The organism is Catalinimonas alkaloidigena (assembly GCF_029504655.1).
In the GTDB taxonomy this organism is placed as follows: Bacteria; Bacteroidota; Bacteroidia; order Cytophagales; family Cyclobacteriaceae; genus Catalinimonas; species Catalinimonas alkaloidigena.
Genome location: NZ_JAQFIL010000001.1, coordinates 5,955,213 through 5,971,534, shown reverse-complemented (window position 1 = coordinate 5,971,534; position 16,322 = coordinate 5,955,213). Strand labels below are relative to the sequence as shown.

13 protein-coding genes are annotated in these 16,322 nt (G+C 41.3%); all 13 read left to right on the top strand.

Annotated elements, in window-relative coordinates; all coding sequences use genetic code 11:
• Positions 1-6 precede the first annotated feature (6 nt).
• The 13 genes from OKW21_RS24090 to OKW21_RS24030 all read left to right on the top strand — a co-directional run bounded on the left by OKW21_RS24090 (position 7) and on the right by OKW21_RS24030 (position 16,261).
• On the top strand, positions 7-1,344 hold the full coding sequence (locus tag OKW21_RS24090; RefSeq protein ID WP_277484485.1) for a flippase: 1,338 nt from the start codon (positions 7-9) through the stop codon (positions 1,342-1,344).
• Positions 1,337-2,236 carry a sulfotransferase domain-containing protein gene (locus OKW21_RS24085; protein WP_277484482.1) on the top strand — a complete coding sequence of 300 codons (900 nt, stop codon included), beginning with the start codon at positions 1,337-1,339 and terminating at the stop codon, positions 2,234-2,236. The genes OKW21_RS24090 and OKW21_RS24085 overlap by 8 nt, the downstream gene beginning before the upstream one ends.
• Before the next feature lie 134 nt (positions 2,237-2,370).
• Entirely contained in the window at positions 2,371-3,696 is a 1,326-nt protein-coding gene (locus tag OKW21_RS24080) for a hypothetical protein (RefSeq protein WP_277484479.1), read from the top strand.
• Complete coding sequence (locus tag OKW21_RS24075; protein WP_277484475.1) at positions 3,671-4,690, top strand: glycosyltransferase family 4 protein; 1,020 nt, start codon at positions 3,671-3,673, stop codon at positions 4,688-4,690. Before OKW21_RS24080 ends, OKW21_RS24075 begins: the two co-directional genes overlap by 26 nt.
• A 17-nt stretch (positions 4,691-4,707) precedes the next feature.
• Positions 4,708-5,142 (top strand): methyltransferase domain-containing protein, encoded by a 435-nt coding sequence (locus tag OKW21_RS24070; RefSeq protein ID WP_277484473.1) that lies wholly within the window; start codon positions 4,708-4,710, stop codon positions 5,140-5,142.
• Positions 5,143-5,590: 448 nt separating this feature from the next.
• Complete coding sequence (locus OKW21_RS24065) at positions 5,591-6,211, top strand: transposase (RefSeq protein ID WP_277484471.1); 621 nt, start codon at positions 5,591-5,593, stop codon at positions 6,209-6,211.
• Positions 6,212-6,389: 178 nt separating this feature from the next.
• On the top strand, positions 6,390-7,796 hold the full coding sequence (locus OKW21_RS24060) for a capsule assembly Wzi family protein (RefSeq protein WP_277484467.1): 1,407 nt from the start codon (positions 6,390-6,392) through the stop codon (positions 7,794-7,796).
• A gap of 54 nt (positions 7,797-7,850) precedes the next feature.
• Positions 7,851-8,960, top strand: coding sequence for a DUF6588 family protein (locus OKW21_RS24055; protein ID WP_277484462.1), 1,110 nt, complete (start codon positions 7,851-7,853; stop codon positions 8,958-8,960).
• Between the two features lie 83 nt (positions 8,961-9,043).
• Entirely contained in the window at positions 9,044-9,499 is a 456-nt protein-coding gene (locus OKW21_RS24050; protein WP_277484459.1) for a VanZ family protein, read from the top strand.
• Positions 9,500-9,758: 259 nt separating this feature from the next.
• Positions 9,759-9,980: a DUF433 domain-containing protein gene (locus OKW21_RS24045; RefSeq protein ID WP_277484456.1), complete on the top strand. Its 222-nt coding sequence runs from the start codon at positions 9,759-9,761 to the stop codon at positions 9,978-9,980.
• Positions 9,977-10,318 carry a DUF5615 family PIN-like protein gene (locus tag OKW21_RS24040; protein WP_277484453.1) on the top strand — a complete coding sequence of 114 codons (342 nt, stop codon included), beginning with the start codon at positions 9,977-9,979 and terminating at the stop codon, positions 10,316-10,318. Before OKW21_RS24045 ends, OKW21_RS24040 begins: the two co-directional genes overlap by 4 nt.
• A 1,976-nt stretch (positions 10,319-12,294) precedes the next feature.
• Positions 12,295-13,233, top strand: a complete 939-nt coding sequence (locus OKW21_RS24035; protein ID WP_277484451.1) for a hypothetical protein — start codon at positions 12,295-12,297, stop codon at positions 13,231-13,233.
• 448 nt (positions 13,234-13,681) lie between these two features.
• Positions 13,682-16,261 (top strand): T9SS type B sorting domain-containing protein, encoded by a 2,580-nt coding sequence (locus tag OKW21_RS24030; RefSeq protein ID WP_277484447.1) that lies wholly within the window; start codon positions 13,682-13,684, stop codon positions 16,259-16,261.
• The last annotated feature ends 61 nt before the right edge of the window (positions 16,262-16,322 follow it).

Below are 16,322 nucleotides of genomic sequence, written 5' to 3'. Positions count from 1 at the left end.
TATAAAATGCTGGCGAAACTGAAAGCCAAAGTAGGTAAGGACAATGATCTTAAGGAGCTAGTAAATGGCTCAGCTGTGGCATTTGTCCTGAAAATAGTGGGAATTGGGTGTACTTACATATTTACATTTTTTGTAGCTAAGTACTATGGAGCTGAGGCTATGGGATTCTTTGCCTTATCATTCACTATATTACAAATAGCATCCATATTAGGTAAACTAGGGCTGGATACTGCTTTACTACGTTTTGTCGCACAACATGCTTCAAAAGGAAATTGGAAATCCATACAGGTAATCTACACGAAATCTTTACAGTTGGCTTTGCCTTTTTCATTAATAATATGCATAACAGTCTTTTTTTCAGCATCCTGGATAGCAGAAGCTATACTTAGAAATAATCAATTAGAATATCATTTACGAATTACCGCAATAGGCATTGTTCCTTTTACATTTTTATATATTAATACAGAAGGTCTAAGAGGAATAAAAGAAATAAAACTGTATGCTATCTTACAAGGAGTTTTTCCTTATTTAGGAGGTAGTATTTTTCTATTAACTATGTATTTATTATCTCCTTCAGATATTCAACCTACTATAGCATACATTAGCTCTATTATTCTAGTAAGCATAGGTAGTTTTATACTTTGGAGAAGTAAATATAGCCGGTCAAATAATTCTACTGTTACCTTGGTAAAGAATACTAGTTTTGTTGAGCTATTAAAGGTAGCAAGTCCTATGCTATTAGCTAACTCTATGTTTTTAATAATGCAATGGACTGATACACTGATGCTAGGTGGCTTGAGAAGCGAAGAAGAGGTAGGAGTTTATAGTGTATGTCTAAAAATCTCAAACTTAACAAGCGTGAGTTTAATGGCCATCAACAGTATTGCAGCCCCTAAGTTTGCTGAAATGTGGAGTACAAAAGACATTAAAGGGCTTGAACGAGTGGTACAGCATGCTACAAAATTGATCTTTTATATATCATGCCCAATTTTAGTATTGATTACAATATTTCCAAAACATGTATTAGGAATCTTTGGTACAGAATTTACTTCAGGTTATTGGGCCTTAATACTTCTTGTAGTAGGTCAGTTTGTAAATTCTATTTGTGGTTCTGTTGGCTATATTTTACAGATGACAGGTAATGAGAATCAATTTCAAAAAATTATTTTTGTTGCTGCAATCCTCAATGTACTGCTTAATACTTGGCTAATTCCTATTTATGGTATATCAGGTGCTGCTATAGCTAGCCTAGTAAGTATGACTATTTGGAATATTTCTTCTGCAATCTATATCAAAACTAATATAGGTATATTAACATTTAACATATTTAAAAATAATGGATAAGAACACTAATAGAAAAACAACTATTAGAAAGGTAGACTCAATCCTAATAGGTGCACAAAAAGCTGGAACTACTGCAATAAATGAGTATATAAGGCAACATCCTGAAATAATATCACCATCACACAATAAAACAAATGAGTTTAGTTACTTTTCGATAGATTCCATCTATCAAATTGAATATGAAAAATATTTTAAAACTTTATTTCAAGATTTACATATTCAGGGTAAGTATTTTTTTGCAAAAAATGTAGATATCATGTATGATCCGGAAAGTATGAAAAGGTTGTACAAACATAATAAAGATGTTAAGATATTTATGATATTAAGAAATCCAGTAGAAAGATGTTATTCTGCGTATTGGTATGCGAGGAGTCGAGGGTGGGAATCAGAGAAAAATATTGATAAAGCAATATTCTCAAAAAGAAAGAATTTTAAATCAAAGCATGCCAAAGCAAATTGTAATTATTTGGATAAAAGTGACTATTCTAAACATATAAAAAACGTATATGATATATTCCCCAACGAAAATATTAATGTGTTTTTATTTGAAAGTTTTAAAGCTAATCCAAACGTCATTTTAAATGAAATAGCAACAAAAATTGGATGTAAAAGGTATGAGTTTGATACACGAGAAAAAGTTAATTCTGCAGTGGCTGCTAAGTCAGAAATTTTTGCTAGGCTAGTAAGTCCAGGTAAATATGTAAGCGTTGCCAAATATTTTCCTCTTACATTAAGAATGAAAATTAGAGCTAAAATTGAAAAGTTCAACAGTAAGAATTTTATACCTCCAAAAATGGATGACTCTCTTAAAGATAAGCTCAAAGAGTATTTTCAACCTAGGAATGCAATTTTATCAGAACTGATTGGAGTAAACCTCAATGTTTGGGATTAACATAATTCTACAAGAAAGAGAAAACCCATATTTATTCTCCATAAAGCTTAGTAAAAGCATAAATGAATCATACTTAGTATAAAGATCATTTTAAATTAATTAGAAAAGAAAAATTATTTCTCTACTGTAGTTTTATGTTAGTCAATACAACAATCTTTAGATTAAAAAAAGAGAATAAATTTTTATACTTTATCATGATTCAGTCATGTGTGGCTGTATTAATTAATTTATCTCTACAATTTGTTGGATTGCATTCATTCACAGCTGCAAAATATGTGAATTACAGCTTTGTAGGAATTTTTCTTATTTTTTATTATAAAGAATTTATTTATAGTATTTTAAAAACCTATTGTGGAAATATATTATTACTTTATTTTATATATGGTTTAATCCGAGGTAATCCGCTAATCTTTGTGCTCTCCGATTTCTTTTTGCTTTGCATTCCGGTTACATTTTATGTTTTGGCAAAGCAAAAGAATATTACATTTTTTGTTAAACAATATCTTATTCTTTTTGAACTTCTTCTTATTCCAATAATCCTGTGTCGCTTTTTATTCTCTTATAACTTTTATTTTGATTATAATGTATTATTAGTTTTTTTCTTATTCTATATAGTAGATCAGAAATATTATAAAGCTATTATTATTTTTCTAGTGTTAATTTATGTTTACTCTGTAGGTAAGATTTTTTTCATTCAACTAACAATTATTTTAGTATCTTTTCTAATTTTTAATAGAAAAACATTCTTAGTTTCAATAGCAATATTTGTGATAGGTATTTTGATCTTAAATCTTCAAATTAAGTTACAGGATTTTAAATCGACTTCAGAAGGTTTGAATAAAGTTTATTTATTAATAAATTCTTTTGATTATAAATCACTTCATTTAGTAAACCGACTGTCTGAAATACCTTCTTATGCATTTTACTTTTTAGACCCTTCTACAGCTCAGAGAGTTTATGAATTTTTCCTTATCGTACAAAAGAGTAGTTTAAGCTTTATTCAATTGTTTTTTGGTCAAGGATTAGGGGGGTATGTATCAATGAATAATACTGGCGATAGTAGTGTTGTAATTGCACATCAAGGAAATATGGAAATTAAAGTTTTTCATTTAGGTATTTCTTATGTGTTGTGCAAATTTGGATTATTGGGCATTATTACCTCTATTTTAAGCTGTATATATATTTTATCAAAGGCATTTATTAATAACGTAAGAGCGAAAACATATGCTAACAAATTTACTATTCTATACCTATTAGTAGTGCTTGTGGGCATTAGTTTTACTTTTTCTAATTATGTTAAATTACCACTATTTGCAATATGTATTAATCATGTATTAAATTATAAAAAAAGAGGTTATGAAACCCTTACTCATTGGCCCTTTTCCCGAACCAGTTACCGGAGAGTCATTGGCAAATCAAACCTTGTCAAAATTTATGAATACGAAAAATTATCAACATGAAATTATTGATACTTCAGGATACAAATTGGTAAAGGGTTCACACGGAAGTTTTTCTACTACGAAAGTACTGTCTTTTTTAAATAAATACTGGCACATCTACAAAATAAGAAAATACGACGTAATTTATATTACTATTGCCCAGACATTTTTGGGAGTACTTAAGTATACCCCATTTATAATTATGGCTCAGTTGCTGCGGAAACCTTATGTATTCCATTTACATGGAAACTATTTGTACAAAACCATAGCATTAGCTTCAGCCTGGCAAAAAGTAATCTTGAAAAAGCTTATTAGCCCTTCCTCAGGAGCTATTGTTCTTTCTGATAGCCTGAAGAAAAATTTCACTCCTTTTGTTTTATCTCGTAACATTCATTCTGTTCAAAATTTTGCTCTTCCGGAACTCTATAATATTACTTTTGAGAAGAAGAAGTTTGATAAATTAAGGTTAGTTTATCTAAGTAATCTGATGAAAGAAAAAGGAATACTGGAATTTTTGGAAGCGCTTCATCATCTTCAAAGGGAGGGCATAGATTTTGAAGCCAAAGTGGCAGGTAGATTTGAGGAAGAATCCAGAAAACAGGTAGAAAATAAGATGAATAAGTTAGATCCTCACTCTTTTAGTTATTTAGGAGTGGTACAAGGAGAGGAGAAATATAAGCTTTTGCTGGAAGCTAATGTATTTGTTTTGCCCACATATTATAAAATTGAGGGACAACCGATCTCTATTCTGGAAGCTATGGCAAGTGGAAATATTATCGTTACCACCAGGCAGGGGGGGATTCCGGATGTGGTATCAGAGAAAAATGGATTTTTTGTGAAAAAGCGTGATCCGGTATGTTTATCAGAAACTTTAAAAAGAATAACAGCTAATCTTCCATCTCTGGTTGAAATGAGCAAATGGAACTCTGCCTATGCTTCCAAGACATTTACAGTAGATAATTTTGGTGAGAATATCATCAAGATTTTATCAGGCGTGGTACGCAATGAAATATAAATTCAAATTAGTATATAATGAAAGATAAGATTTACTATAAGATCATTAAAAGCGCGATCAATGATAAACTACTCTCAGAAAAAAACAGTATATTAGTCATTTGTGCAGGCACTTATGATAAAGAAGTTTTTAATAGCCTTGGGTTTCAAAATGTAACCATTTCAAATCTTGATAGCAGAATGAAAGGTAACGAATTTGAACCTTATCAGTGGAGCTTTCAGGATGCTGAAAATATAACATTTGCTACTGACCATTTTGACTGGGTAGTGGTACATGCGGGTTTACATCATTGCTACTCTCCCCATAAGACATTATTAGAAATGCTAAGAGTAGGCAAAAAAGGAGATAAACTGCAAAATTGGCTTACCCAGGGTGATGATAAGATAGAGCTCAATATGAAATACTTGAATAAAAATTTTAAACTTAAAGATGTGCTACACAGTCAGCGATAATCTTATGTGGTTTTACTTTCCCAACCCTGATAAGTTATAGATCCCTATCAGTTACTTCTATGCTATATTGGTTTAATTCTTTGCCAACATTTAAGCAGCATTATATAATGGACCCCAAAAATAGGACAGTGATTTAAACTTTTAGAGAAAAAGAATAGAAAATGCGTACCGTAAGTTATTAGAAAGACGCTTAACTCCTACTAATAACATTTCATATGATACGCATTCTACGCAAAGGTATGATAACTAAACACTTTATCCCATATTTAAGCCAGGCAAAACGAGGGTATTGCAGTCGCGCACCACTTTGGGAGATTGTGAACGCAATTATTTACAAATTTAAAACGGATGTACACGGGGTCGCCCGGCGATGGTATCTTTTGCCCTGCAAGTCTCTGATTAGCAGCAACAAGATAAAATACGGTGCCGTCTATCACCACTATCGCAAATGGGCCAAGGCCTATGCGGCGCGGATGGAAGCTGGCAACGCACTTGGATTCCTCTACTTAAGGATCATAAGCATCTGCTTGACCTGAGTTTAGCCGTGCTTGACGGCACACATACGCCGGTAAAACGGGGAGGTAGTCACGTGGGCTACCAAGGCTGGAAGAAGACCCGCACTACCAACACAATCTGGATGACGGATCGAGCAGGAAAAGTAGTTGGGTTTTTACCGCCTGTTTCGGGTAATCATCATGATCTGTATGAATTAGAAACACGATTAGAAGATCAGATTGCCGACTTGAAAAAAAGCGATATTGACGTAGATGGACTATTTCTCAACGCTGATGCTGGGTTTGACAGCAATAGCTTTCGCCTTACCTGTTTCAGGCACGGTATTCAACTAAATGCACCGCTTAACACACGTAACATCAACAATTTAGCTGATTGCGATTACTATTTTGATGAACTCATGTACAAGGAACGCTATGTTATTGAAAGAACTAATGGCTGGATGGATGCATGGCGCAGGTTCCTAAATCGTTTTGACAAAACTTTAGTGAGTTGGAGGGCTTGGCATCATATCTATGCCTTGTGCAGTTGGTGTCTCTATCTTCAAAAAGTTTAAACCGTTTCAGCTTAAACCTTTAAATTGTTCTACTAAAAAAAGAAAAAACCTGTCCTAAAATATGGAGCCACTACCTTACCTTATAATTACTTGTAAAATTAAATATTATAGATATATACTATTTACTGTCGCTTGGTGTAGCCTTCAACTAACAGACAGCCAGGCTCAGATCAAAAATATGAAGTATGGTATAGGCACTCAGGCAACTTATACTTCCTCAGAGAGAGTACCTTTCTGGATGGCAGCTAATCAGTATGGTAGTATTCCTCTTTCCGGGCCTTCTCTTAGTGTTTTAGGCCATCTAAGCCGGGAGTATGACAGTGCACAAAGCAAGCTGGTGGATTGGGGGTTCTCTCTGGAAGGTAGAGCAAACCTGGGAGAACAAGCTGAGTTTCTTTTAATAGAAGGCTATGTAAAGGGTAGGTTGGGCATATTTGAATTTAAAGCTGGGCGCGAGAAAAACATAGTAGGTCTGGTAGATTCTACCCTTTCTTCCGGCTCTTATGCGGTATCGGGCAATGCTTTGAGCATACCTAAAATAGAACTTTCTGTACCAGAATTTTACGCCCTACCCCTATGGGGCGGCCTTTTTGCGTTTAAGGGTAATTTTGTTCATGGATGGCTAGGAGATGTTCGAGTCAGATATCCTAACGCGCCTAAGAGAGTAAACTCTTTTATTCATCAAAAGTCATTCTTTGGACGTATTGGTCGTTCAGATAGTAAACTAAAACTCTATGGTGGAATCAATCATGTTGTCTATTGGGGAAATGATAAAAATATTTATGGTAAAGATCTTGTAATTCCATCTAAAAAGGTGTTGTTATATGTATTCACAGGTAAAAATGTGGTAGGTAGTTGGTCAGTATCAAAGGTGGGTAATCACCTAGGTTCTATAGACGTAGGTCTGGATTACACTTTTGATAAACTTAGGCTAATGCTGTACCGACAGAATTTTTACGATAAGGGAGCTATTGGTTATCTGGCCAATCTCTATGATGGACTAAATGGGATATCACTGAGCAATATGCAAACAATTGCTGAAGGCTTACAGTGGAAGAAGTTTTTGCTAGAAGTGCTTTACTCTAAAAATCAGGCGGGTGAGATCTGGTCTAAGTGGACACCTTCCGGACCGGAGCACTATTATAATCATAAAGTTTACGCTGAAGGCTACTCTTATCAGGGAAGAAGCATGGGCACGCCTTTCTTTACTCCGGCCCATGAAGCCAGGGAAGGACAATCACATGACCTAAGTGATTACTTTATCAATAACAGAGTCTTGCTTTTTCATCTGGGAGCTACTGCCTCTAGCTTACAATGGAGTTTTACAGGTAAGCTTTCTTATTCCCGCAACTTTGGAACTTTTGAAACTAGTGATGTACCCTATTTTTGGTTTAATGGGCCGAGGATACCACACACACCTGAATATGGAATTTTTGAAGAGGTAGGGCAGTTTTCCGCCTATTTTGAGGGCGAAAGGAAATTGAATAAGGGGCTTAGTGTAGGTTATGAAGCAGCGCTGGATGTAGGAAATCTTTATGAGCATGCATTTGGGGCTATGGTAAAAGTAAATAAAACATTTCATTAGAAGGTTCATTATTTTTCTTTCTGCTTACATAAACAGCCCATACACATTTACATATTGAAGAAGTCTGTTTTATTATTATTTATAGGTTCACTCCTGCCTGGCATAGGCTTTACGCAAAGTGAAGTTTCTTTTTTTATCCTGAGTGGAAGGGAAAATGCGCATAAGCTGGCCAATGCGTACTTTAATCCTCTGGGCAAAAGTATGTACAATAATCTGGGCAATGGATGGATGCAGGGAGGGGCCATGCTGAATGCAGGACAGGTACAATTGCGTTTACAGGCTTCCGCTACATTCTTTCCGGCAGAGGATCAGCAATTTGATCTTTCAGCATTGGGATTAAGTCAGCATGTAGCTGTGGCAGAGGGAGAAGCTATACTTACTCCAACGGCCATAGGGGATCATATCAATGGAGTGGTGCTGGAAGTAAAAGCTGAAAGCCCTGCTGATGGAGAAGAAATCCCTCTGGCTACTTTTAGTACGCCTGATGGTATGGGTGTCCCTTTACTGCCTATGGCCTCTGCCCAGCTTAATGTAGGCGTTCCTTATAAAACAGAACTTATGCTAAGAGCATTGCCTAAGGTGAATTTTTCCGCGGGTGATACGGATTATACGAACTCCCTTTGGGGTTTGGGAATCAGACATGTACTGAGCCAGTGGTTATCAGAAGAAACTTTACCCTTTGATATCATTATTGCTTTGGCCTATGGGCAGCAGGATGCTAAGGGGAAACCTAAAATTATAGGCTCATGGCCTCATACCAATGGACAGGAAATTGAAAGGACGCCTGAACAGCAGGCCCAGCAGATTTATAACAGCCAGGAGTTACATATAGCAGTAGGGGCATGGAGTACAGAGCTTTTACTCTCTAAAAAGCTATCTTCTTTTACGCTCTATACCGGGTTTAATTATACTACAGGAGTTATGGAGGTAATCAGCGAAGGTATTTATCCGCGTCTGGATGTTCGCTCCAGTACTGAGGCTCCTTATTATGCTTATTTTTTTCATGATGAAGAAGATCCGCTTAAGTTGCGTACCAGTTCAGCGCAGCTTAGTTTCACAAGCGGGGCAGCCTACCAGCTTGGGATTTTAAGTTTAAAACTGGAAGGAAGTCTGGGGCGTTACAAGAATATCACTGCGGGTTTAGGAGTTAATATATTACGATAGCAGATTATGAAGAAAGTGATCCACATATTAGCCAGCCATTATCAATTATGTTATTTACGTATTATTCGCAAACGTGAGATGGCATGAGAAAATGGTTATTTATAGTTTTATCGGTGGTGTATGTGGGGATAGCCGGCTGGCTGTTGTTCTTCTTTCCTTTTACCAGCGTCAACCGTCTGGATCATTCAGTAGAAAGGCATATCAATCCTGTTCCACTGGAGACCACCAGTCAGTACTTCCGTAATGCCTGGAAGTATGCCAATTGGGCACAGTTTCAGCAACTGATTACCAATGTAGGAGGGAACATACTCTTGTTTGTCCCTATGGGAGTGATCTTATTTCAGCTTAAGTTTATTCCTAATCAATGGTGGTGGGCGCTGTTGCTGGGTTTTCTGATCAGCAGCGGGGTAGAAAGCATACAAATTCTCAGTCGCACTGGTAATTTTGATGTGGACGATATCATGCTCAATGGTTTGGGCACACTGCTGGGCTATGGGCTATGTACTCGTATGCCGATACTACAACTGTATAAGGTTTAACCAATCAAGCCGCTGAGCTTGCTGCTCTCAAGGGCGATTTGTTTTCATGAGGGAGATAAGGGCTATTAACTAACAAGTCCTTCCAGGATGACAGGAGGGTGTGTTTATGTCCTCCAGGAGGGATCTTGTTTAGACTTGCTATAGTATTGCTTTAAAGCAAAAGGTATTAGGGTAATATTTTTGCTCTCATGGGGACTTGCCATGCCCGTATTGCATAATGGAGCATATCCAAATTGATACATTTTCGTATCTTTAGCTTATGGACTATAGAAAGTTATTAGAAATCAGAGCAGATAAGCGATTTGGAAAACCTTGTATCAAGGGAACTCGGATTAGCGTTTACGATGTATTAAACTGGCTATCTAACGGGATGAGTCGAGAGGATATTAAATCTGATTTTGGGGAACTCACTGATGAGATGATCAATGCTTGTCTGGCTTATGCGGCAGATAAAGAACGAAGATTGATCTCTGTCACGTGAATCTTCTATTCGATCAGAACATATCACCTAGGATTCTAAAAATCCTGCCGAAACAATTTTCAAATTGCCAACAGGTGAGGTTTGTAGGACTTGAAGACGCTTCAGATTTTGAAATTTTTCAGTTTGCCAGGAAGAATGATTTCGCAGTGGTTACATTTGATGCTGACTTTGTTGATCTTAATGCAATGCATGGAACCCCCCCGAAAATTGTCTATCTCAACACTGGAAACCTAACCACTAAAAATATCACTGAACTTTTGATGGGCAATATCATGCGAGTCAATCATTATCTCAGCTCTGGCTCCGATGACATTCTTGAACTGATAAAAGCGCCATAACATTATATATGAAAGCATAGACGCTCAGGGCAAACGCACAGACCAAAGCTACAGATTCATAGATTAAACTTTGCGGCTTGATAAGCGCTGGTTATACGAGTAGCTGAGATTCCTACCTCCAGGTAAGGTTTGTTTTATGAGGGAGATGAGTGCACCTAATAAAAAAGATTCCTTCGCGGCCGGCCAGGCTGGATGACAGGGAGGAGAGGGGTGTGAAGGGCTGCTGAGGGAGGACTATACATGCACAGCAGTACTGTTAATTTTGGTAATGTCATGCGAAATAGCCTGGGTACACTGCTGGGCTGCTGGGATATGTGCTCGGGTGCTGGTGTTGCCGCTTCATAAGTCTTGAGGCGATAAATGAGTTAAGACGATTGCTTTGAATGGAGTATCTGGTTTTAGCTGAGCATACTTTGTGCAATTCACAAAAAAGGTACTTTCAGGATGGAAAAGATCTCTTCACTGCGTTACGAGATGACAGGGAAGGATGGCCGCATTGCACCCGGTGTGGAGCACCCGGTGTGGGACACCCCGTGTGGAGCACCCGGAGTTGGATGACAGTTCTCTTCCCCTTTTGTCCTTCAGCCTGGCCGGCCGCGAGTTACACTCCGCGAAGGAAACTTGTTGAGACCTGCTTAAAGTTTAGGGTAGGTACGAAAAGAGGCATATTCAAGTATGTGCTTTCAATAAAATATTGTATAAGTTTCTATATTCAGTGTATTTCACTAAAAAGGTCCTTGCGGTGGCACCTGAATGACAGGGAGGAGGCGTTTATGATCTGAAGCCTTCCGCAGAAGTATATAGCAACAGAAAGAAACCTAGCTCGTATTGCATAGTGCGCCTGCCTCCCTTCAGGGAGTCAGAGGGGTGTGAAGGGCTGCTGAGGGAGTACCATACATGCATAGCAGTACTGATAATTTTGATAATATCATGCGAAATAGCCTGGGTACACTGCTGGGCTGCTGGGATATGTGCTCGGGTGCTGGTGTTGCCGCTTCATAAGTCTTGAGGCGATAAATGAGTTAAGACGATTGCTTTGAATGGAGTATCTGGTTTTAGCTGAGCATACTTTGTGCAATTCACAAAAAAGGTACTTTCAGGATGGAAAAGATCTCTTCACTGCGTTACGAGATGACAGGGAAGGATGGCCGCAGAGCATCCGGTGTGGAGCACCCAGAGTTGGATGACAGTTCTCTTCCCCTCTTGTCATTCAGGAAGAAACTTATCAGAACTTGCTTAAGGTTTAGGGTGGGGCGAATGGTGATGAGCTTAGAAAGAAAAACAGGATGCCGACAGAGGCTAGTGCGCTTCGCTTAAAAGGTCCACCGGCATCGGCCGTCCGACTGGATGACAAAATGGAGAAGGTTAGTCCTTCAGCCCGGCTGGCCGCGAGTTGCACTCCGCGCATTGCATGCCGCGAGTTGCACTCCGCGCCACGCTGGCCGCGAAGGAAACTTGTTGAGACCTGCTTAAAGTTAAGGATGAGGCGGAAGGTGATGTGATGCAAAATAATGTACTTCTAATAGGGCATTGGTTTAATACGTATGTTTACTGCTTTACACTTAAAGGTTCTTTTTGCTCCACGCAGTGTGCGACACCCGGTATGCGACACCCGGTATGCGATACCCGGTGTGGAGCACACTGCGTGGAGCACCCGGTGTTGGATGACATCTCTACTACTTTGTCATTCAGCCTGGCCGGCCGCGAAAGAACCTTGCCTGGACCTGCTTAAAGTTAAGGATGAGGCGGAAGGTGACGTGTTTCAAAAGAAAAATATAACATAGCCAGAGCTTAGTGGATCTTACTAAAAAGTTCCTTCGGCATCGGCGGGGCCGCCCCGGCTGTCCGACTGGATGACATTGGAGAAAAAGAACGACCTTATTGTCATTTCAGTGGCTTATATGCTACACAATAAAAGGGGGTGAGGGAGTGGTATTGTACAAGCGTGAAGCTATCTCTATATTACAGCCATGTATATGAAGCTTTTGTCCCTGGCCCTTTTCTTTTACGTGCTTTCACCTTTGGTCTATGCGCAGGAGAAACGGCCGGAGAAAGTGCATGTCCCCTCAAAGAGCGCTTTCAAAAATGCTAAGGTGCAGGGCATCATCCGGGATGAGCGACTGTCAGAAATTTCCGGCATAGCCCCCAGCGGCAAGTACCCTCATCACTATTGGGTGCACAACGACAGTGGGCATGCGCCTTACCTCTTTCTTATAGATGAGAAAGGCAAAACACGGGCTACTTTTCATCTGGTCAACGCCCCCCATCAGGACTGGGAAGACATGGCGGTGGGCAGGGTTCCGGCATCAGAAAATGGACCGGCCTATCTGTACATAGGCGATATAGGGGATAATGGCAGGAAGAGAGCGGTCAAAAGTATATTGCGAATCAGAGAGCCAGTCAGCCTGCCTCCCGCTGATTCCCTGCGCCGGCTGGAAGCAGTAGAGACTATTCGTTTTCGTTATCCGGGTCCGGGGCCACAGCATAATGCGGAAGCGCTGATGGTGGAACCTTTCAGCGGAGATGTATATGTGCTCTCCAAAAGCCGGGACAGCACGGAAGTATATCGCCTGCCGTATCAGCAGCAATACGCAGAAGAAGTAATAGTACTGGAAAAAGTATGCCGCTTATACCCTAAAGTGAAAAGCAGGCTGGACCAGGTCACCGCCGCCGCTATTAGCCCGGATGGGCGAGAGCTACTGATCAAATCATATAACCACATCTATTACTGGAGGCGGGAAGATCAGCATACACCGCTGTCGGACCTGTTACAAACACGCCCCGCTATTTTGCCCTATAAGGTGGAGCCGCAGGGAGAAAGTATTGGCTTTAGCGCTGATGGCAGTGGCTTCTTTACCCTGAGCGAAAAGCGTTTTAGCATTAAACCCAGGCTCTTCTTTTATCAGCGGAAGTAAGCTTACCCTCTTTGTGGGGTTGATATTATGCTGAAACAGAAAGAGCAGGCGCTGCAAACAGCAATGCAATGCAGACTCCTGGCGGTTCACTTCTTTACAGGCCAAACCCAATACATATGATTAGGTATTGTGAGGAACCGGTCCGGAGGAACCGGTTTGGAGAACCCGGTCTGGAAGATCCGGTCGGGAGGCTCAAGGCTACATATGCTACTTTGACCAGATAGGCTATTGCTGCTGTTACTCTGGCAGGGTGAACAGAAGCGCCAAAGTTTTTGATTGCACATTCTCAGGACTTTACTTATATTCAAAAGTGCGGTGCTGATTTCAGAGACTCATGGGTCATATTTTTAGTCCTCCGCCGGTAAAACGATGGAGGCTGCGTTTGCATAAGCACAGCGAGCATGATTAACAGATATTATATACATTACTGCCTAAGCCAAGCCTAAAGGTGCTCAAGTATAAACACTTATTACTACACTTCACTCTCCTGATCCTGCTGACTTTGCCGGGCCGGATATTGGCTCAGGAGAATACTTCTATAGGCTGTGCCGATGGGATAGATAATGATGGTGACGGGCTCATTGACTGTGAAGATAATGACTGTCAGGCGCTGCCCAATGATGGTTGTACAAGGTGTGGGGAGGGAATTACTTTTGCCGATGAAGTGCTGGAGTATAGTCCGGGGGGGAGCCTTAGTGGCTTGGACCCTTCCGCCGCACTGGGGGTGAGTGACTGGACAGGCGCCTTTCCGAGTCTGACTGAGTTTGTCTTCCTGGGGGAGAACGGAAATTTAAAACTGGCTTTTACCAATAACCTGCTTACCAATTCCGGAGATGCCACTGACGATCTGTGGATTTTTGAAGTAGGCTCAGCGGAATTAAGCAGGCTGGCGCTGAGGCCCGCCAATGCCTTTACCGAATCGCAATTACAAATGCTGGGTATTACCGATGCGGACATGGATGGCTATTATGATGTGGGAAATGTCCTGGGATCTGATGGGTTTGACATAGATATTGTTTTGCCGGGTTATGCAGCAGAGACCTTATTGTTTGATGCCATTTCCATCAGTGATGGAGGAGGAGGGCTCGCGGAGTCAACCCTGGGGCCGGAGATAGATGCCGTCTGTGCCATCTCCTCAGTAAGCTTGGACTGTGCCGGAGTCGTGAATGGCACATCGGTGCTGGATGACTGTGGAGAGTGTTTAGCCCCTGACGATCCTGAGTTCAACCAGAGTTGTACCGACTGTGCCGGAGTTGTCAATGGTACATCGGTGCTGGATGACTGCGGAGAGTGTTTGGCACCCGACGATCCTGAGTTCAACCAGAGTTGTACCGACTGTGCCGGGGTAGTGAACGGCACTTCCGTACTGGACGATTGTGGAGAATGTTTAGCACCCGACGATCCGGACTTTAATCAGAGCTGTACCGACTGCGCCGGAGTGGTGAACGGCACCTCAGTGCTGGATGACTGCGGAGAATGTTTGGCACCCGATGATCCTGAGTTTAACCAGAGCTGTACCGACTGTGCCGGAGTGGTCAACGGCACCTCGGTGCTGGATGATTGCGGAGAATGCATGGCGCCAGACGATCCTGAGTTCAACCAAAGCTGTACCGACTGTGCCGGAGTCGTGAACGGCACCTCGGTGCTGGATGATTGCGGAGAGTGTTTAGCCCCAGACGATCCTGAGTTTAACCAGAGTTGTACCGACTGCGCCGGAGTCGTGAATGGCACATCGGTGCTGGATGACTGCGGAGAGTGTTTGGCACCCGACGATCCTGAGTTTAACCAGAGTTGTACCGACTGTGCCGGAGTGGTCAACGGCACCTCGGTGCTGGATGATTGCGGAGAATGCATGGCGCCCGATGATCCTGAGTTTAACCAGAGTTGTACTGATTGTGCCGGAGTGGTGAACGGCATTTCCGTACTGGATGACTGCGGAGAATGTTTAGCCCCTGACGATCCTGAGTTCAACCAAAGCTGTACTGACTGTGCCGGAGTCGTGAACGGCACTTCCGTACTGGATGACTGTGGAGAATGCATGGCACCCGATGATCCTGAGTTCAACCAGAGTTGTACGGACTGTGCCGGAGTCGTGAACGGCACCTCGGTGCTGGATGACTGCGGAGAGTGTTTGGCACCCGACGATCCTGAGTTCAACCAGAGTTGTACCGACTGTGCCGGAGTCGTGAATGGTACATCGGTGCTGGATGACTGCGGAGAATGTTTAGCACCAGATGATCCTGAGTTCAACCAAAGCTGTACCGACTGTGCCGGAGTCGTCAATGGTACATCGGTGCTGGATGACTGCGGGGAGTGTTTAGCGCCTGACGATCCTGAGTTCAACCAGAGTTGTACGGACTGTGCCGGGGTAGTAAACGGCACTTCCGTACTGGATGACTGTGGAGAATGCATGGCACCAAATGATCCGGAGTTTAATCAGAGTTGTACTGATTGTGCCGGAGTCGTCAATGGTACATCGGTGCTGGATGATTGTGGAGAATGCATGGCACCAAATGATCCGGAGTTTAATCAGAGTTGTACTGATTGTGCCGGAGTCGTGAACGGCACATCGGTGCTGGATGATTGTGGAGAGTGTTTAGCCCCAGACGATCCTGAGTTTAACCAGAGTTGTACCGACTGCGCCGGAGTCGTGAATGGCACATCCGTACTGGATGACTGCGGAGAATGCATGGCACCCAATGATCCGGACTTTAACCAGTCCTGCGCTGAAAATACAGTCTATATTCCTAATGCTTTCAGTCCGAATGGAGATGGCCTGAACGATAGGTTTGAGCTATTTGGCAGATCCGCCCGGGTAAGGCAGGTCAGGCAATATATAATTTACAACCGCTGGGGTGAGCTGGTATACCATGCTTCTAATTTTGATATAAATGCTCAGGACTATTGGTGGGATGGTAGGATGCATGGTGAAGTTCTTCTTCCCTCTACCTTTGTCTACAAAATAGAAGTCGAATTTATGGACGGAGAAATAAGAAAGTATCAGGGGAGTATAAGTCTGGTGAGGTAAGTAGTATGATAACCGTAGTTATAGCTACTGCTCTTTTCCCTCAGAAGACTGCTTAATGTTA